This window comes from Nocardia sp. JCM 38205, assembly GCF_058222935.1.
In genome coordinates this window covers 68,139-86,473 of sequence record NZ_JBYHFL010000003.1, presented here as the reverse complement: position 1 = coordinate 86,473, position 18,335 = coordinate 68,139, and the positions used below count along the sequence as shown (strand labels likewise).

The following is an 18,335-nucleotide window of genomic DNA, read 5'->3' as shown; positions in this document are numbered from 1 at the left end:
TTACGCTAACGCCACTAACTTACTGGAGGGGGCTCCTGTGCTGATCCGAATAGCGCGCTTGACCACACGCTTCCCGCGCATCGTGCTCGCGGTGGCGTTCGCACTCGCCGTGCTCTTCGGCATCGTCGGGGCCACCGCGTCGGCGCATATGAAATCCGGTGGATTCACCACCGACGACGCCGAATCCACCCGCGCCGCCGAATTGCTGGCGGAGAACTTCCCCGGCGCCTCCCCGAATTTCGTGCTGCTGGTCAGCTCCGAGGCCGGGCTGCGCGATCCGGCCACCAGCGCCCGCGCCACCGAACTCGTCGACGCCCTGCGCGCCCGCGACGACATCAGCGGAATCCAATCCTTCTGGACCAGCCCGCCGGCCATGGCCGCGGCGCTGGGCAGCACCGACGGCGACAGCGGCCTGATCATCGCCGAGATCGAGGGCGACGAGAACCGGATTCAGCAGGTCGCCGGCGAGCTCACCGAGCAACTCACCGGCACCAGCGGCGGCGTGACCGTGCGCCAGGGCGGCGTCGCGGCGGTGTATCACGACGTCACCGAGCAGATCACCCATGATCTGGCGGTGGCCGAAGCGGTCGCGGTGCCGTTGTCGCTGATCGTGCTGATCCTGGTGTTCGGCAGCCTGATCGCCGCCTCGCTGCCGGTGATGGTCGGGCTGTTCGCGATCGCCGCGACGCTGGCCATCCTGCGGGTGGTCACGCTGTTCACCGACGTCTCGATCTACGCGCTGAACATGACCACGGCCATGGGCCTGGCGCTGGCCATCGACTACAGCCTGTTCATCGTCAGCCGGTACCGCGAGGAACTGGCGGCGGGCCTGGAGCCGGTAGCGGCCACCACCCGCGCCGTGCAGACGGCCGGACGCACCGTGCTCTACTCCGCGGTGACGGTCGCGCTCTCGCTGGCGGTGCTGAGCGTGTTCGACCTGTACTTCCTCAAATCGTTCGCCTACGCCGGCGTGGCTGTGGTGATCGCCGCCGCCGCGGCCGCGCTGTTCGTGCTGCCCGCCGCGCTGGTGCTGATCGGGCATCGGGTCAACGCCCTCGATCTCCGCGCTCCGCTGCGGCGGCTGTTCGGCCGCGATCCGCATCCGAGCGGACCGATGATTCCCGAGCACACCCTCTGGTACCGCACCACCAAACAGGTCATGCGGTTCGCGGTGCCGGTCGCGGTGGTGATCATCGCGCTGCTGCTGGCGCTCGGCTCGCCGTTCCTCGGCGTGAAATTCGGCTACCCGGACGATCGGGTGATGCCCGACAGCGCCAACAGCCGTCAGGTGGGCGACGCATTGCGCGAGGAGTTCCCGCGCGCCGATTCCGGGGCCAGCGGCACCATCGTGCTCGACGACTTCCACGATCAGAACGCCGTCGCCGACTACGCCGCCCGCCTGTCCACGGTCGACGACGTTCCGGCCGTACTGTCCAGCGCCGGAGTGTATGTCTCGGGGCGGCGGATGGCGCCGGGGCAACCCGAGATGGCCAACGAGACCGGCACCTACCTCACCGTGGCGACCGACCTGGACCCGTTCTCCCCCGAGGGCTCCGAACAGCTCGAACAGCTGCGCGCGGTGCCCGCCCCCGCGCCCACGCTGTTCACCGGCGCGGCCGCGGTCAACGCCGATTCCCTGGACGCGCTCGGCTCCAAGCTCCTGTTGGCCGGGCTACTCATCGCGCTGGCGACGTTCGTGGTGTTGTTCCTGTTCACCGGCAGTGTGGTGCTGCCATTGAAGGCGATCCTGCTGAACACGCTCTCGCTGACGGCGGCCTTCGGCGCAATGGTGTGGATCTTCCAGGAAGGCCACTTCTCCGGCCTGATCGGTTTCACGCCCGTGGGCTATCTGGTGCCGACCATGCCGATCCTGATGTTCTGCGTCGCGTTCGGGCTGTCCATGGACTACGAGGTGTTCCTGCTGTCGCGGATCCGTGAGGAATGGGTCGCCAGGCGGGCCGAGCGCACCGGCGACGAACTCGCGGCCGAGGACAACACCGAGGCCGTCGCGATCGGTGTGGCCCGCACCGGCCGGATCTTCACCGCCGCAGCGGTATTGATGGCCATCGTGATCGGCGCGATGGTCACCTCGAAGGTCTCGTTCATCCAGCTCATGGGCCTGGGCCTGACGTTGACCGTGCTCGCCGACGCCACCATCATCCGTGCGCTGCTCGCCCCCGCGCTGATGCGGCTGCTCGGCCCGGCGAACTGGTGGGCGCCGAAACCGCTGGCCCGGCTGCACGCCAAGATCGGGCTCAGCGAGGAACCCGAACCCGTCGCCCGTGTCCCCGAACCGGCAGGGCATCGATGATCGCTGCCCGCAGACCACGCTCACCGCGCGGCACCGGTTCCCAGCTGCGCAGTGAGATCCTCGCCGCCACCGCCGATCTGCTCAACCGCACCGGTAATGCCGAGGCCGTCTCGATCCGCGCGGTCGGCAAGCTGGTCGGGGTGAGCGCACCGTCGATCTACCGGCATTTCGCCGATAAGGACGAGCTCATCGACGCGGTGGTGGCGCAGGTGTTCGAGGATCTGGACACGGCCATGCGCGCCGCCGTCGACGCCGACCCCGCCGCGAATCCCATCGTCCGCCTGCACCATCTCGGCATGGCGTACGTCCGCTTCGCACTCGACCACCCCGAGCAGTACCGGCTGGCCACCGCCCCCGCCGAAACCCGCGGCGCCGTCGACCAGGTCCTCACCAGCAGCGCATTCCAATACATGGCCGACACCGTCAAGGCCGCGATGGACGACGGCCTGATCGATCCCGGCGACCCCACCCCCGTCGTGCTGGAACTGTGGTCGGCCGCGCACGGCATCGCCTCCCTGCTGCTGGCGAAACCCTATCTGCCCTGGGGCGATCCGATGGCCGCCGCCGAACGCGTGCTCGCGGCAGCCTGCGCCGGGCACATCGTCATGAACCTCATCGGCGAGCAGGCGACGCCGGAGGAAGCGGCGGGGTGGTTCGCGCGGTTACGGGAGGAGAAGCGGGGAGCGTAGTCCGCCATGCCCGGCGGGCGCGCCGATGCCTCAGGACACCGAATCCGACGACGCAGCCCAGGTATTGCACATTTGGACCCGGTTGTTGCGATACCCGTGCTCGTACCAGCCACCGTAATTCTGCGGGGATCCGTGGTCACGCATATCGCCCGGGAAATCACCGCGGTTGTAGTTGTCGCGCACGGTCTCCATCGCGTCATCGGCGGTAATCGTGCCGACGAAGGTCGATGAGCCGATGAACATGCCACCGAAGCACTGGGCGGCCAGTTCCAGCCGCCGCGAGTGCTCGAGGCCGAGCGCGGTGGTGGGGCCCGCATCGTAGGACTCCTGATGCGACTGTTTCAGAATGCCGGTCAGGTTTTCCACATGATGTCCGTATTCGTGCGCGAAGACCGCCATGAAGACCACGGTGTCGTAGGGGTCCTCGTTCTTCATGAAACTGTCCAGCGACATGTAGATCGTCTTGTTCGCACCGCAATAGAACGCGGCGAAATTGCTGCTCCCCCCGGTGCACGGCGAAGTCGCTTCTGCGGCAGTCGCGGTCACGCTCAAGCCGGGTGGCGAGAACGGCAGGTTCTCGTATTCGAGCAGCGCACTCCACATCTGGCCGAGGCAAGCCGATTGCGCCTCGAAGAACGCACGCGCCGCCGACACCGTCGGCGACCAGGCGGGATACGAGCAATTGATGTTGTTGAGTCCGGTATCCGCGTGGGTGAACAGCGGGTTGGTGGCCAGCGCGGCAACGGGTTTCGGTCCCGCGGAGGTACTGCTGGTTGTGGTGGTTCGGCGGCTGGTGGTGGAGCTCGACCGCGTGGTGGTCGGACTGGCCGAATACGTCGTCGTCGGTTCGGGCGACGAGCTGTATGTGTAGCTCGGGGTGCTCGTCGGGGTGTAGGCGGTTGTCGAACCATCCGACGAGCTTGCCGCGAATCCCGCCGCGACCAGCAGGCCGACGACGATGAAGACGCCGAGGATCGTGAAGACGGCCGCTACTCCACCGCCGGAACGCGGTGGAGGCATCGGGCGGCCGTACGGCATGGGTGGGCCGTACGGCCGCATCCCCGGAGGTGGGCCGTACGGCATCGGCGGAGGTAGGGGCGCGCCATACGACGGAGGCGCACCGTACGGAGGCGGCGGTGGGTACGGTGCGCCGTAGGCGGGAGGCGCGCCGTACGGCGGCGGTGCGGCATACGGTGGACGAGGGCCAGGTGGTGGAGGCGGGACGCTTCTCGGCGGGCGGCCATGCGGCGGCGGGCCGTAACCCGGTGGTGGGCCGTAAGGCGGCTGGGTCATGCTGTTGTTCCTCCCCGATCACACTCTGCCGTCCGGCATCCACGGCCGTGACCCGCAGCGAATGACGACCGTATGGCTTCGGCAGGCCCGCGTCCAGTCGAGTCACCGGCAGACCGGCTACGGCCGACCGGCCCGCACCGCCACTGACCGTAGGCATTCGGAACCGTCTGCGCGCCTCCACCACACATCGAAGCGGCCCCCGTATCTGGCGGCGCGCATCGGTCGGACCGTGGCATCAACTCACCGCGGACGCCGGCGCGGCGAACGTATTGCATTGACTGGTGCGGTTGTCGTCGACGCCGGTGTTGAACCAGCGGCTGCCGTTGGCGGTGCTGCCGTGGTCGCGCATGTCGCCGGGCTGGTCGCCGCGGTGCTCGGCGTCTTCGCGGGCCATGCTCATCTGCGCGGACGTCAGCGAGCCGCCCTGCGCGGACGACGACAGGTACATGCCGTCGAAGCAGTTGGCCTGCAACTCGACTCGGCGGGAGAGCTCCAATCCGCGGGTGCTGCGCACACCGGAATCGACGCGTTCGCTGTTGGCGGCGCGGAGAATGCCGGACATGTTCTGGATGTGGTGGCCGTATTCATGCGCGAACACCGACAGGTACACCACCCAGTTGTCGCCGAACAGATCGGTCTGCAACTGGCTGATCGGCATGTAGATGGATTTGTTGGCCGGGCAGTAGAAGGCGGCGAAGTTGCTGGTCGTGCCCGTGCACGGGGTCGTGATGCCCTCGGTGGTGGCGGAAACGTTCACCGTGGGCGCCTGGAACGGCAGTCCGGCCTTCTCCAGCACGGGCTTCCACGCGGCCTCCAGGCAGTTCTCGGCGCTGTCGAAGAATGCACGCGCGGTTTCGACTCCGGTACCCCACGGCGCGTAATCGCAGTTCGCCGGGATCAGTGTCGCGGTGGGGTCGGTGACCAGCGGGTTGTCGGCGGTCTTGGCGGGACCGGTTTCGCCGTTGTCGTAGGTCATTCCGGGGCGCGGACCGGAGGCGTCCTCACGAATACCGGTCTTGACCCCGGCACGCACCAGACCGCCGACAACCACCAGCACCAGCACAACGAGCACCGCGACCACTTTGCCGCCACCGCCGGAACGGCGCGGCGGCGGACCGGGTGGACGGCCGTAGGGAACCGGCGGCGGCATCGGCCTGGCGTAGCCGGGCGGCGGAAACGGTGGGCGCTGAGCGTATCCCGGCGGCGGGCCGTACCCGGGCGGAGCGTAGCCGGGCGGGACGTAGCCGGGCGAAGGCGGGGGCCGGTGACCAGGAGGTGCGGCGTAACCGGGCGGCGGTCCCGGCGGAGGCCGGTGACCAGGCGGCGGATGGTATCCCGGCGGCGGGCCGTAGGGGGGCGGGCGATGCCCGGGCGGGATCGGGTGTCCACCGGGCGGGACCGGCCCATAGCCGTACGGTGGTTGACTCACTCCCCCGTACCCCCTCGTCTCATGTTCACCGACAGCCGCTGACGCAGAATAGCAAGCTGTTTAGAGTAGGCACTCATGCTGACTCTTCGGGGGGGCGCCGTCGGCGCGCTGCTTATCACCATCGTCGGATTGCTCGCGATGGGAACGCCCGCGACCGCACCGGTAGCCCATGCGCAGGAAGCTGTCGCCGATGGCATCACCATCGTCGCCGATCTCAAACTCAGCCGGGAGGGCGTGCTCGAGGTCAAAGAGCAGATCACCGTCCCCGAGGGTGACAAGTTCACCATGACGGTGCCGCTGCGGGTGCCCGCGGGCGAGGGCGCCGAACGGGTCTTCGAGGTCACCGACATCACCGCGGAGGGCGCGGGCACGGCGAAGGTCGAAGGCGATCTGTTCACCGTGCGCGCCGATCCCGGCCAATCGAGTTTCAGCTACTCGGTGAACAACACCGTCAGCGAGCAGGAGGGCACCCAGCTCTTCCATTGGGTGGGCGTGATGAACGCCGATATCGCCTCCATCACCGCCTCGCTGATCAGCCCGAGCTTCGAAATGGGCATCGTGGACTGCACACTCGGTCCGCCGAACGCGAGCAAGCCGTGCGCGGACGTGCACATCGAGGCCGACGGCGTGCTCTACCTGGAGCAGACCGACCTCAACAAGGGCGACGCCATCGACCTGACCTTGCAGATCCCGCCGGGCACCGTGCCCGCCAACGCCGAGATCCGCGAAACCGGTTCGACCGCCTTCGATATCACCGCGCCGGTGCTCGCCGCGTTCGGTGCGCTGCTGCTGGCCCTTGCGGCCGCGGCGGCGTATGTGTTCCGCGCGCGACGTCAGCAGGCCGATGCGGGAACCGGCACCATCGACCCGGTGCTGCGCGAGAACGGCAAGGCGCAGTTCACCTCCCCCGACGGCATCCTGCCCGGCGAGGCCGGTGTGCTGCTCGACGAGAACGCCGACCCGACCGATATCGCGGCCACCGTCGTCGATCTCGCGGTACGGCGCTATCTGTGGATCGCGCCGATCAGCGATTCGGATTGGCGGATCACCCGGGTGAACCCCGCCGACGATCAGCTGCGGCCGTACGAGCGGGCCGTGTACGAGGCGCTGCTGCCCGGCGGCGCGGAGGCCGTCACCGTGAGCGAATTGCGTGCGCCCGGGCGGGTGCAGGCCGGCCCGGTGCGCGAAGCGATGCTGGCGGATGCGGTCGAGCGCGGCGCGCTCATCGACCAGACCCGGCGCAAGCTGCCGATCTGGTTGGGCATCGGCCTGCTCGTGGTCGGTGTCGGCGCGACCATCGGCCTGGCCCTCACCTCCGGCCACGCCCTCGTCGGCGTCGCCATCGCGCTCGCCGGTGTGGCCGCGCTGCTGCTGCCGCGTTTCCTGCCCACCCGCACCGCCCACGGCCGCACCCTCACCGGCCAGGTCCGCGCCCTGCAACGCGGCCTCGACGCCCTGCGCCGCGATTCCATTCCCCCCGCCGACCAGGAGCTGGTTTTCTCCCGCGCACTCCCGTTCACCGTCATCACCGGTCGCGCCGACAACTGGATCCGCACCTTCCGCGACCTCAATCCCAGCGCCGACCGCCAACCCGGCCTCTACTGGTTCGGCGGCTTCGACCGCGACCCCAACCTCCACCGCTTCGCCGGGCATTTCCCGTATTTCATCACCGCGGTGGAAGGCCTGTTCCCCGCGGGGAACTGACTCCCCCATTGCGAGCCGGTGAGTGGTACATGACGCAGGCGACACGCCGCGAGTGCCTACGTCATGTACCGCTCGGCGGCTAGGTGAGGGTTGCCCGGCGAAGGGCGGAGAGGGGGTCGGTGTAGAGGGGGGTCAGGGAGGTTACTACGGCGGCGAACTCTTGGACTTTGGGGGCGAAGCCGGTGATGCGGATGTCGGTGGGAGGGAGGGCTGTCGACTGGTTGAAGGCTCGGGAAACGTGGGACAGGGCGGGGCGGTAGGCCGTGAAGGCTTGGCCGCCCAGGACTACTCGGTCGGGGTTGAGGAGGTCGCGGATGAGGGCGACGGTCTGGCCCAGCGTTGTCGCGCGTTCGGCCAGGAGGTCGCGGGCTGGCTGGGAGCCCTCGGCGGCGGCGCGGTAGAGGTCGGCGATGGTGGTGCCCGCGGTGCCGTTGTGGGCGGGGATGATGCCGCGGCCGACGGCGCGGGCGTGCAGGGCACGGTCGCCGACGGTCACCTCGAAGCAACCCGTACGGCCGCAGGTGCATTCGACGTCCGAGCCGGTGGGAAGGTGCGCGATGGAGCCGGGGCCATTGCTGGGGGTGTGCACACGGCCGTCCAAAGTGACGGCCACACCGGCGGTTTCGCGAACATAGAAGTAGAGGCTGCTGCCCTTGGCGAGCCCGGTGACGTCACGATCACCGGTGGGCAGCAGCAGTTCCGATGCGGCCATGGCCTCGACGTGCGGCGCCACCGACACCGGAAGTTCGAGTACCTCGGCGAGCACCGCGCCCAGCGGTGCCGCGCGCCAGCCGAGCTTGGGATGGTCGACCACACCGGTCTGTGTGTCGACACGGCCGCCGATGGCGACCCCGGCCCACAACGGTTTACGCCGATGCCAGCGCTGCAGGAACGCGCGGGCGCTGCGGGCAACGGTGGTGACGGCGAATTCCTGGCCGGTCTGCGGCGTGGCGATGGCCAGCCCGCCGAGGATGCGTCCGCGCAGGTCGGCGGCGACGATCTTGGTGGCGGCGGCACCGATGTGCACGCTGATCGTCAGATACGAGTCGTGGTCGATCTCGAAGGGCACGCGGGGCCTGCCGACGGCACCGGAGGCGGTGAGGTCGGGGCGTTCGCGCAGCAGCCCGGCGGTCAGCAGTGCCGAGACCTGACGGTTCACCGTCGCGATACTCAAACCTGTTGCGCGAGCGGCATTGTCGCGCGAGACGGGTCCGCCGGTGGCGGCTCGCAGCACCGCGGCCGCCGGGTTGTCGGAGATCCGCAGTTCCGGCGCGACGACGACCGGGCGAGTGTTGCGGACACGGGCAGTGGACCGAGAAACGCTACGTTCCAGGGTAGGAAGGGACATCTGTGGATTCCTTGCTGAAGTCCCGTCAACGGGACGTGCCTACACGTGTGGCGTGGCGGCGACGCGCGAGCGGAAGAACTCGCTCAGCCGCGACAGCAGGGACAACACAGTTCCCGCGTGAGCGGGAGCCGCAGACCAAGACCAGCGGTCACATAGGTGACGCGCTGAGCGGTGATACGGCCGGTGAACATGCGATCGAAGGTAACACCGATTCGGGCGACGCACCAAGCCCCGGCACGCCGATGTGCGCCCGGACACAACTGTTTCCGCAGGTGAAGCCGTTGCCTGACGAATCATGAACAATCGACGGCCGAACCGGACGGCGCGGCGGTGCACACGCGGAAACCCCGCCGAGCATTGCTCGGCGGGGTTTCCGCGCAGACCGCACCGCGGCCTACCGTTTACCCGCGGATCGGACCAGATGGGCGGACAACCATCGGTCCGCAGCTACTTCGCCGGTGCCGGCGCCGGGAACGGCTGATTGATCGTCGAGAAGTACTGGATCGCGGCCCCGATCGCGACGGGCGCGGTCACCAGCAACTGCCCGGCCACCGTGCCGAGCGCACCGACGGCGAGGACACCACCGATGCAGCCGATGGCGGCGGCGGGGATGAACGGACCGAACAGGCCGATGATGGTGGCCGAGGCGACGGTGGCGCCCGCGATGCCGCCGAGCACGCAGCCCACGGCCGCGCCGCCGAGCCCGCCGACGAGTGTGCCGATCGTCGCCCCCATCGCGATGGTGCTCGTCAGCCTGGTCCAGGCATCCTTTTCCCGATCGTATTCAGACTTGAACGGCGCCTTGTCCTCGAAGGGCAGCGCGACCGGCTTGTAGACCGCATGCGCGAGATCGAATTGCGGCGTCAACGTCGCGGTGCGATCCGAAATCTGCGCGGCGATCGGGAATTCGAATTCATCCACCCGGAAACGCAACGGTGTTCCGGCGAGCACCGTTCCGTCCGCGGCCTTGACCTTGAATGTGTCGTCCTCTACCACCAGCGATCCGGCATCGGTGGTGATGATCGACTGTGTTTCCGTCGCGTGCGCGGTGAAACCGACGGCTCCGGTGTCCTTTTCCGGCGCCGCACCCGATGTTCCGGCAGCTACGCCGGTCGCGACGGTCACCAATACCGCGATAACGGCCAGCTTCCTCATCCTCATGAAACGCAATCCCTCATCTCAATGAAACTTCCGGGGAACAGCATCGACGGAATTGCGACCGCTGCCGAGATTAAAATGCGGCCAGATTTCAATGAGTCGTGCGCGGGCGCGTCACTGCCCGCGAGCCGCCGTTACCCCGGCGGCTCGCGGTGGGGACCAGCCACGCGTTCCTTACACCGGCGCGTAGGACGCGTAGATCACTTCATTGCGAAAAGTCTTGGCGTCCAGCAATTTCAGATCGGGAATCTGGTGGCCCCTGCCTGCGATGGCACCGTCCACCGTGATGTTCTCTGTGATCACCAACGAACGCACGATCAACCTCCTCGGTGTCGTCCTCCACCAATGGAGACGAGCCGGGATCCGGCGATTCATCGCCGTGGCCACGGGGGTGCGTCGTCCGCTCGCTCACCGGTGAGCCCGGCGCGCTCAGCTCTTCTTGGCGGCGGCCTTCATCTGCTTCTTGAAGGCGCGGACCTCCAGCAGGGATTCCGCGTCGACGATATCGGCGGCCGAGCGGCGCGAACCGGGTTCGGCGTAGGCGCCGGCCGCGTCCTCCCAGCCCTTGGGCCGGATGCCGAGTTGTTTGCCGAGCAGGGCGAGGAAGATGCGGGCCTTCTGGTCGCCGTAGCCGGGCAGGTCCTTGAGGCGGCGCAGCACCTCTTTGCCGTCCGGATCGCCCTGGGTCCAGATGGCCTCGACGTCACCGTTGTAGTGCTCGATGATGTAGCGCGCGAGGTCCTGGGTGCGCCGGGCCATCGAGCGCCCGTAGCGGTGGATGGCGGGCGGGGTCGCGCACAATTCCTCGAACTCGGCGGTGTCGGCCTCGGCGATCCGGTAAATATCGAGCCCGCCCATCCGGTCGGCGATCTTCTTCGGCCCACGGAAGGCGTGCTCCAGCGGATACTGCTGGTCCAGCAACATGCCGATGACCAGGGCAAGCGAGCTCTCCGACAGCAGCTCGTCGGCCTCCGGTTCCTGCGCGAGAGTCAACTTGGCCATGCTGCGCTCCTCCTAGCGGTCCGGATGTCCCCCGATCATCCCACCCCGCCCAGGTCCCGTGCACGAGCCCGTCGCGGCCGACGCGCGGAAAGGAGCGGAACCGAACGCGGTGTTTCGTAACGTCTGCCGGACCTGCGCGAACTCCACCGCGAGGTTACCCAGCGGTAGTGATACCTGTCACAGACCTGCGTCGCGAGCACTGATCCGCCCACGTAGGCTCGGCGCATGCCACAAACGGCGATACCCACATCCGCAACACCCACGATGGATGCACCAATGAACAGCTTCGGGTTACGTCCCGACCGCTTCGACTCGGCGGGCCAGGAACAACTGATCGATGTGCGCGACCTGGAGGCCGCGCTGCCCGGATTGTCGCGGTTGCGCGATTGGGCCCATCAGGCGCTCGCACTGGGGCCCGGTGAAACCGCCGTCGACATCGGCTCGGGCACCGGCTCGGAGGTCATCACCTTCGCCGAGGCCGTCGGCCCCACCGGCACTGCCATCGGCGTCGAACCCGACCCGCATCTGCTGGCCGCGGCCGAACGCAACGCCGCCCAGCTCGGCTCCCGGGCGAAATTCCATTCCGGCGACGCCTACGGCATCCCGTTCGGCGCCGACACCTTCGACGCGGTGCTGTGTGAGCGCGTCTTCCAGCACCTCACCGCCCCCGATCGCGCCGCCCGTGAAATCGCGCGGGTGGTGAAACCCGGCGGACGGGTCGTGGTGGTGGACGCCGATTGGGGCACCGCGATCGTGCACCCCGGCGACCACCGGGTGGTCCGCGGCGTCGTCGACACCCTCATCTCGGCGACCACCAATCCGTTCTCCGGCCGTCGCCTGCCCGGCCAGCTCACCAAGGCCGGGCTGGTCGTCGACGATATCGGCTCGCACGCCCTGGTCCAGCAGCGTTCGGCCGGTGCGGGCGCGCTGGTCTCGCGGATCTCGGCGATGGCGGTGGCGCGCGGTTCGATCACCGAAGCCGAGCGCGACCAGCTGCTGGCCGATCTGGCCGCGGGCGCGGCGAGCGGCGACATCCACCTGTCGGTGACGATGTTCGCGGTGCTCGCCCACAAACCCGCCTGAAACCGGCCGATCGAGACGACGAACCCGCGGCGCGAGGTACCCGCCGCGGGTTCGCTACCGGGGCATCCCCGGCCTTCAAGCCCTTATTTATCGAGCATCTTCTCGGTGGCCGCCAGCAGCACGCAGGTGGCAAGGCCGTCCATCGCCTTGGCCAGTTCGTCCAGCGACGGGAAGCTGGGCGCGATGCGAATGTTCTTGTCTTCCGGATCCTTCCGGTACGGGAAGGCCGAACCGGCGGCGGTCAGCGCGATTCCGGCGTCCTTGGCCAGGCTGATCACCCGGGCGGCGGTGCCCTCCATGACGTCGAGGCTGATGAAATAGCCGCCCTTGGGTTCGGTCCAGGACGCCACCTTCGACGGTCCGAGCCGATCCTCGAGGATCTTCAACACCAGCGCGAACTTCGGCTCGAGCAGCGCGCGATGCTTCTGCATATGCGCGCGCACCCCAGCCGCGTCGGTGAAGAACCGCAGATGGCGCAGCTGGTTGATCTTGTCCGGGCCGATGCTCTTCTTGCCCGCGTGGCTCAGATACCAGTCCAGGTTGGCGGTGGAGGCGCCGATGAAGCTCACACCCGCGCCGGCGAAGGTGATCTTGGAGGTCGAGGCGAACACCAAGGGGCGGTTCGGGTTTCCCGCTGACTCGGCCATGCCGAGCACATCGAGCACCGGGGCGGCGGTGTCGGTGAGCGGGTGCACCGCGTAGGCGTTATCCCAGAACAGGCGGTAGTCGGGGGCGGCGGCGGGCATCGAAACCAGTTCGCGCACCACATCTTCGGAGAAGACCACGCCGGTGGGATTGGAGTAGTTCGGCACCGCCCACAGACCCTTGATCTGCGGATCCTCGGCCAGCAGCGCGGCGATGGCCTGGGTGTCGGGGCCATTGTGACGCATCGGGATCGGGATCATCTCGAAGCCGAGCGCCTCGGTGATCGCGAAGTGCCGGTCGTAGCCGGGGCTCGGGCACAGGAACTTCACCGTCGGCTCGTCGGCCCAGCGGCGCGGCGAATCGGGGGTGCCGTAGAGGGTGGCGAAGGTGATGACGTCGTGCATCAGCTCGAGGCTGGCGTTGTTGCCCGCGAGCAGGTTCGAGACCGGGATGCCGAGCAGCTCGCCGAAGATGGCACGCAGTTCGGGCAGGCCGTGCAGGCCGCCGTAGTTGCGGCAGTCGGTGCCGGTGCCGTCACGGAAATCGCCGTCGCCGGGCAGTGCGAGCAGGGCGGCGGACAGATCGAGTTGTTCCGGTGAGGGTTTACCCCTGGTGAGATCCAGCGTGAGCTTCTCGGTCTTGAGCGTCGCGTAATTCGCGGTCTGGGTCTCGTGTTCGGACACGAGCTCCGCATGGCTCATCAAACCGATCTGCGTTTGCCGGGGCATCCTTGGCAGCCTTTCCAAGCAGCGTGGGGTAAGGGGAACGGGGGCCGATCACTCGGCACACCCCGGTCAACGTTACCCGGCGATTGCTGCGAATTGGGGGCAATAAAAAAGGGGACCCCGCGCACCCGGCAGAGCCCGTTGACCCTTGCTGCCTTCCGGCCCTGGGGGAGTTCACAGGATGCGCGCCGCGCGGGATCCGTCGGCCAGTGTAGCGGTCCCTCGCGAGCCGTGCAGACAGGGGGCGCGCGCGACAAGATCGCTGGCTACGATCCTTGGGAACAACGGGAGGGGCTTTGCCCTCACGCACGAGGGGATCGACAGATGACCAACCAGAATCCGCCCGGCAGCGGCGGCCCGGAACCGCAGTGGTGGGAGACACCGAACACCGGGCAGGGGGCCGACCCGTCCAGGGCGGATCCGACGATCCTGCGATCCGACCTGAACCAGCCGGTGGCCGATCCGACCATCCTGCGCTCGGACCTGAATCCGCCCGGCGATCCGTACTCGAGCGGCGCGAACCCCTACGCCAGCGGCGTCGCACCGTATCCGGGGGCCAACCCCTATCCGAGCGGAGCCACCCCGTACCCGCCCGGTGGACAGCAGCAATGGGCACCGGGCCAGCCGGTGCCGCCGGCCGGCTTCATGCCTCCGCCACCGCGGCCGAGCAACAAAACGCCCTGGATCATCGGCGGTTCGATCGCCGCGGTGGTGCTGCTCGTGGTCATCGTCGGTGTGATCGCCATCGCCTCGAGCGTGTCCGATTCCAGCGACAAGCCCTGGGACGGTGAGTACGCCTTCAAGGAGGGCAACGCCTGCGAGCTGGTCGACCTCAGCGTCCTCGACCAGTGGGCGGTCAACCGCGAGGAGACCACCCACAAAGAGGACGGCCCGATGGACAGCATCGGCGGCGGCGACCTCAGCTGCCGGGCCAAGAACACCAACCCCGGCGAGGACGGCGGCGATGCGTCGCTGTCGCTCGAGGTCGCCTTCGACACCAAGTACCAGGACGAACCCCGGTTCGACATGTGGAAGCAGTTCGACACCGGAACCACCGGCACCGGCTACGACCACGGCAACGTGAGCGATATCGGCGAGCGCGGCTACTACGCCACCCAGGAACACACCTACAACTACATCCCCAGCACGCTCGACCACATCGTCGCCGTGAACGACAGCAATATCTCGGTCAAGGTCGAGATCAGCGTCTCGTCCATGAGCAGCTTCGACCGCGACGGCATCGACGCCGCGGCCCGCGCGCAGGTCAAGAAGGTGCTCGACGCCCTGCGCAAATAGCCGGCGCGACGCCGCGCACCAGCGCGGATGAGCGCCGCGACCGGCCCGTTTGGCATCGGCCGGGGTCCAGCCGGTATGCTGCACCACGGAGGATTCGCCTAGTGGCCTATGGCGCTCGCCTGGAACGCGGGTTGGGTTAACGCCCTCAGGGGTTCAAATCCCCTATCCTCCGCAGAGAACAACAGGCCGGGACACTTCTCAGTGTCCCGGCCTGTTGTGCGTCACGCCACCGAACCCGCTGCATCGAGGATCGCCGCATCCCAGCGGCTGCGCGAGGCGAGCACCTCGCTTCGGTATCGGGCAGACCAGGCCGCGACCGCCTCCAATACCGAGAGCAGGCTGCGGCCCATCGGCGTCAACGCGTATTCGACTTGGACCGGAACCGTCGGATACACCGTTCGCGCGATCAGGCCGTCGCGTTCGAGCTTGCGCAGTGTCACCGTCAGCATGCGCTGTGAGATTCCCGGCACCCGCCGATGCAGTTGCAGGAACCGGCGGGTGTCGACGGTGAGCTCGGCGATCACCAGCACGGTCCATTTGTCGCCGATGCCGCTGAGGACATCACGAACGTCGCAGGCCACTTGGTATCCGGTCACCATCCGCGGCGCATCGGGTGCTTGTCGGAGCATCGTTTCCATTCCTGTCGAGCAGTCACATTCGCCGGTCCGCCCCGCACGGCGGTGCGGTCCTGGTGGCGAGGCACATCCGATCCCGCGCGTTCGCGAGGGCGATGATCATGATCAGATTGCCGAGGTTGTACGGCCCGAGCAGGCGTTCGGCCGCACCGAAGGTGTCATCGGGCACTTCGAATCCGGGCAGCACGGTCAGCGTTTCCGCGAGCGCGAGCGCGGCACGTTCGGTGTCGGAGTACAGCTGTGCATCGCGCCAGCCCGCCAGTTGGTTGAGCCGCTGCTGGGTTTCCCCGCCGGCCAGCGCAGCACGGGTGTGCACATCGAGGTGATAGGCGCAGGCGTTGAGCTGTGAAATCCGGATCCGGACCAGTTCCTCGAGCCGAGCGTCCGCCCAGCCCTCGCATTGCAGCACGAGTTCGAGCTCGGCGATCAGCTCGAAGGCGCGCGGTGACACGGCTGTCAGATCGCTGTCGGATGAACTCCATTTCGGTCGGACCGCCGAGCGGCTGTTCGTGTCGAGGGCTCGGATAAGCCAACTGATCAAAGCCTTGGAACGGCGGGTGGGCGCGCCGCTGTTCGAGCGGACCAGTCGCAGCGTGGTGCTCACCCCGATCGGTCACCAGCTGCGCGAGGATCTCACCCCGCACTTCGCCGGCGTCCAACGATCCATCGACCGGGCCGCCGATGCCGCTCGCGGCGGCATACTGCGCCTCGGATTCTCCAGCCCGAGGGCCAGCGAGCTGGTCGCGAAAATCATGGCCGAGTTCCGGACTCGGCATACCGACTGTGCTGTCGAGATCCGTGAAGTGCACCTATCCGATCGCTTCGGGTCGCTGCGCCGCGGCGAACTCGACGTGCAGCTCATCGAATTCCCCGTCGACGAACCCGATCTCGTGTCCGGGCCGGTCCTGTTCAGTGACGAACGGGTGGTGGCCGTGTCCGATTCGCAGCGGCCGGCCGATCCACCGCAGGCCGGCCACGGCCTACTGGCAGGAGCTGCTCACGCTGGTGGCCGCGGGCCACGGCGTCACCATATGCGCGGCACAGGGTGCGCGTTACTACGCGCGCCCCGACCTGGTGTACCGCCCGCTGGCCGATGCCGCGCCGCTGGAATACGGATTGGTGTGGTCGGCCGTGGGAATCGGGCCGATGGGCCGGGAATTCGCACGGCTGGGGATCGAGAAGTTCGCGGCACCGGCGACCGGCACGCCGAGGCCGACGCGCTGACGCGTGCGGGCGCGGTCGATTAGGCTCACCGGCACATGGCGAGATCGGGGGGTTCCGATGAAGAGCAAGTACACCAGCTCCTGGCGAGTACGCGGTGCGGTGATCGCGCTCGCCGCGGGTTCTGCGCTGCTCACCGGATGCGATGTTTCCGGGCAGGCGGTACCGGAGTCGACCTCGACGGCGCCGCCGTCGACGACGCAAGCGCCGCCCGGCATACCGGTGGTCCTGACCGCACAGACCGCCGACGGCACACCGCCGACACCGGAAACCATGAGTGCCGCCAGGCAGATCATTCTGTGGCGCGCCGAGGGCATGCGGCTGCCGGGCACGACCGTCACGATCAAAGATGACACCCTGGTGGTCACCGTCCCCGACGACGACGGCGCGGCAGCGCGCAGGCTCGCACACACCGGCAAGCTGACGGTGCGGCCGGTCCTCACCGCGGTGCCGACGGCCGGCTCCGGCAGCGCCCCGGCCCCACCGGCAACCGACCCGATCACCGCCAAGATCACCAGGCAGAGCAGTGATCCCGCGATTCAGCAGCAGGCGATCGCCGCGCTCGACTGCGGCGCGGCCGATCCGCTGCGCAGCGCGGACGACCCGGCGCTACCACTGGTGACCTGTGCCGCCGACGGCACCGAAGTGCTGCTGCTCGGCCCCTCGGTGCTCGACAATCGCGGCATCTCGGATGCGAAGACCCGCCCCGAACCCGGATCGGACCGGCACTCGATCGAGGTGACGTTCACCAGGGATGCCACCGAGGTGTTCGCGGATTTCACCACCGAAAACATCAACAGGCGAGCGGCTTTCGTCGTCGACACCGAGGTCATCAGCGCCCCGATGATCATGTCGCCCTCGCCCGGCGGATCCACGCTGATCTCCGGGAACTTCACCGCCGAATCGGCCGAGGAGCTGGCCAACTCGCTGCGCTTCGGTGACCTCCCGGTGCCCTTCACCGAACGCTAGGTCTGTTCACCGGTCCCGGCCCGCCCGCGCTCCGCGATGCCCGCACGAATCCGCGCGATGAGGTCGTCGAGGCGATCCTGATGGGCGCCGGCCCAGTAGACGCGCCCGCAGCCGCGGCACTGCCGGAAGGTGTCGTAGTAGCGCAGGGTGAGCGGGGGCAGCCGATCGGCGACGTCGCGTTTGTCGACATCGTCGAGCAGGTCGCCGCAGCGCACACACCGGGTGAGCGGAGCGAGGCGGTCGGCGAGATCGAGCCGGGTGATCACTTCGAGGATCTGGTCCACCGGCCGGTCCGCGCGCACGAACACCCCATGGGTGACGATGCGCCGCGCGAGCAGTCCCCTGTCGCGGGTGAGCAGGATGCGGTGCTCGGCGGCCGAGATCTGGGCCAGCTCGGCATCGTCGGCGTCGAATTCGCAGCGGATGTCGAGCCCCATCAACCGCATCAGCCGGGCCAGGCCGCCGAGGTTGACGTCGACGAGGAAGCGCGGTTCACGCAGCGGTCGGGGCCGCACCCGGGTCAGCGATCCGATATCGAGGGTCTCGAACATCGGATACACCGCCAGCCGGTCACCCGGACGCGGGCGATGCCCGAAATCGACCGATTCGCCGTTGACCAGCAGCAGATCGATCTCGGTATGCGGCACACCCGCCGCTTCCACCACATCCTTGACCGTCTGATGCGGGCGCACCGGCCGCCACAGCATCCGGTGCCGCGCCGGTGCCGGCAGGAAGTCGTTCAGCTCGGCGTATACGCGCAGTTCGACACCTGCGGTCATGGATCCGAGGTCACCGTCCGGAGCACGAGGATGCTTCCGGCGTGGGTT

Annotated in this window: 16 protein-coding genes, 1 tRNA gene, 1 other RNA gene and 1 pseudogene; 8 read left to right on the top strand and 11 right to left on the bottom strand. The window is 68.1% G+C overall.

Annotation, left to right across the window (positions count from 1 at the left end; translation table 11 throughout):
• Window positions 1-58: 58 nt before the first annotated feature.
• Window positions 59-2,311, top strand: coding sequence for an MMPL family transporter (locus AC4HOU_RS12110; RefSeq protein WP_490724507.1), 2,253 nt, complete (start codon window positions 59-61; stop codon window positions 2,309-2,311).
• Window positions 2,308-3,000 carry a TetR/AcrR family transcriptional regulator gene (locus AC4HOU_RS12105; RefSeq protein ID WP_490724506.1) on the top strand — a complete coding sequence of 231 codons (693 nt, stop codon included), beginning with the start codon at window positions 2,308-2,310 and terminating at the stop codon, window positions 2,998-3,000. Before AC4HOU_RS12110 ends, AC4HOU_RS12105 begins: the two co-directional genes overlap by 4 nt.
• Before the next feature lie 30 nt (window positions 3,001-3,030).
• Here AC4HOU_RS12105 and AC4HOU_RS12100 read toward each other — a convergent pair whose 3' ends face one another.
• Window positions 3,031-4,020: a neutral zinc metallopeptidase gene (locus tag AC4HOU_RS12100; protein WP_490724505.1), complete on the bottom strand. Its 990-nt coding sequence runs from the start codon at window positions 4,018-4,020 to the stop codon at window positions 3,031-3,033.
• A gap of 508 nt (window positions 4,021-4,528) precedes the next feature.
• Window positions 4,529-5,443 (bottom strand): neutral zinc metallopeptidase, encoded by a 915-nt coding sequence (locus AC4HOU_RS12095; RefSeq protein ID WP_163817825.1) that lies wholly within the window; start codon window positions 5,441-5,443, stop codon window positions 4,529-4,531.
• A gap of 354 nt (window positions 5,444-5,797) precedes the next feature.
• Here AC4HOU_RS12095 and AC4HOU_RS12090 point away from each other — a divergent pair, with 354 nt between their 5' ends.
• Entirely contained in the window at window positions 5,798-7,426 is a 1,629-nt protein-coding gene (locus tag AC4HOU_RS12090; RefSeq protein ID WP_194990179.1) for a DUF2207 family protein, read from the top strand.
• A gap of 79 nt (window positions 7,427-7,505) precedes the next feature.
• On the opposite strand, the gene AC4HOU_RS12085 is transcribed toward AC4HOU_RS12090, so the two are convergent.
• The 4 genes from AC4HOU_RS12085 to AC4HOU_RS12070 all read right to left on the bottom strand — a co-directional run bounded on the left by AC4HOU_RS12085 (window position 7,506) and on the right by AC4HOU_RS12070 (window position 10,934).
• The gene (locus tag AC4HOU_RS12085; RefSeq protein WP_163813465.1) at window positions 7,506-8,774 is read right to left on the bottom strand and encodes an ROK family transcriptional regulator; all 1,269 of its coding nucleotides are present in this window, start codon (window positions 8,772-8,774) and stop codon (window positions 7,506-7,508) included.
• A gap of 447 nt (window positions 8,775-9,221) precedes the next feature.
• Window positions 9,222-9,935, bottom strand: coding sequence for a DUF8020 domain-containing protein (locus AC4HOU_RS12080; RefSeq protein WP_195006901.1), 714 nt, complete (start codon window positions 9,933-9,935; stop codon window positions 9,222-9,224).
• A gap of 171 nt (window positions 9,936-10,106) precedes the next feature.
• A complete protein-coding gene (locus AC4HOU_RS12075) occupies window positions 10,107-10,247 on the bottom strand; it encodes a hypothetical protein (protein WP_194992073.1) in 141 nt (46 codons plus the stop codon).
• Window positions 10,248-10,361: 114 nt separating this feature from the next.
• Window positions 10,362-10,934, bottom strand: coding sequence for an HhH-GPD-type base excision DNA repair protein (locus AC4HOU_RS12070; protein WP_194992072.1), 573 nt, complete (start codon window positions 10,932-10,934; stop codon window positions 10,362-10,364).
• Window positions 10,935-11,210: 276 nt separating this feature from the next.
• On the opposite strand from AC4HOU_RS12070, the gene AC4HOU_RS12065 reads away from it, so the two are divergent.
• Window positions 11,211-12,017: a methyltransferase domain-containing protein gene (locus AC4HOU_RS12065; RefSeq protein WP_163813470.1), complete on the top strand. Its 807-nt coding sequence runs from the start codon at window positions 11,211-11,213 to the stop codon at window positions 12,015-12,017.
• Window positions 12,018-12,100: 83 nt separating this feature from the next.
• Here AC4HOU_RS12065 and AC4HOU_RS12060 read toward each other — a convergent pair whose 3' ends face one another.
• On the bottom strand, window positions 12,101-13,390 hold the full coding sequence (locus tag AC4HOU_RS12060) for an aspartate aminotransferase type Ic (RefSeq protein ID WP_163813471.1): 1,290 nt from the start codon (window positions 13,388-13,390) through the stop codon (window positions 12,101-12,103).
• Between the two features lie 106 nt (window positions 13,391-13,496).
• Window positions 13,497-13,591: signal recognition particle sRNA small type (gene ffs, locus AC4HOU_RS12055), an RNA gene on the bottom strand.
• 120 nt (window positions 13,592-13,711) lie between these two features.
• Between ffs and AC4HOU_RS12050 the strand changes: the two genes are divergently transcribed.
• Window positions 13,712-14,683 (top strand): hypothetical protein, encoded by a 972-nt coding sequence (locus tag AC4HOU_RS12050; RefSeq protein ID WP_194992070.1) that lies wholly within the window; start codon window positions 13,712-13,714, stop codon window positions 14,681-14,683.
• Between the two features lie 87 nt (window positions 14,684-14,770).
• Window positions 14,771-14,855 (top strand) — tRNA-Ser (locus AC4HOU_RS12045).
• A 49-nt stretch (window positions 14,856-14,904) separates the two neighbouring features.
• Here AC4HOU_RS12045 and AC4HOU_RS12040 read toward each other — a convergent pair.
• On the bottom strand, window positions 14,905-15,312 hold the full coding sequence (locus tag AC4HOU_RS12040; RefSeq protein WP_490724504.1) for a winged helix-turn-helix transcriptional regulator: 408 nt from the start codon (window positions 15,310-15,312) through the stop codon (window positions 14,905-14,907).
• Between the two features lie 22 nt (window positions 15,313-15,334).
• The gene (locus tag AC4HOU_RS12035; protein ID WP_280498802.1) at window positions 15,335-15,769 is read right to left on the bottom strand and encodes a carboxymuconolactone decarboxylase family protein; all 435 of its coding nucleotides are present in this window, start codon (window positions 15,767-15,769) and stop codon (window positions 15,335-15,337) included.
• Here AC4HOU_RS12035 and AC4HOU_RS12030 point away from each other — a divergent pair.
• Both AC4HOU_RS12030 and AC4HOU_RS12025 read left to right on the top strand, forming a co-directional pair.
• Window positions 15,657-16,542: pseudogene (locus AC4HOU_RS12030) on the top strand (LysR family transcriptional regulator). The gene AC4HOU_RS12035 and the pseudogene AC4HOU_RS12030 overlap by 113 nt on opposite strands.
• A gap of 57 nt (window positions 16,543-16,599) precedes the next feature.
• Window positions 16,600-17,508, top strand: a complete 909-nt coding sequence (locus AC4HOU_RS12025) for a SecDF P1 head subdomain-containing protein (RefSeq protein WP_195020454.1) — start codon at window positions 16,600-16,602, stop codon at window positions 17,506-17,508.
• On the opposite strand, the gene AC4HOU_RS12020 is transcribed toward AC4HOU_RS12025, so the two are convergent.
• On the bottom strand, window positions 17,505-18,287 hold the full coding sequence (locus tag AC4HOU_RS12020; RefSeq protein ID WP_195020453.1) for a Mut7-C RNAse domain-containing protein: 783 nt from the start codon (window positions 18,285-18,287) through the stop codon (window positions 17,505-17,507). The two genes, AC4HOU_RS12025 and AC4HOU_RS12020, sit on opposite strands and share 4 nt — an antisense overlap.
• Between the last annotated feature and the right edge of the window lie 48 nt (window positions 18,288-18,335).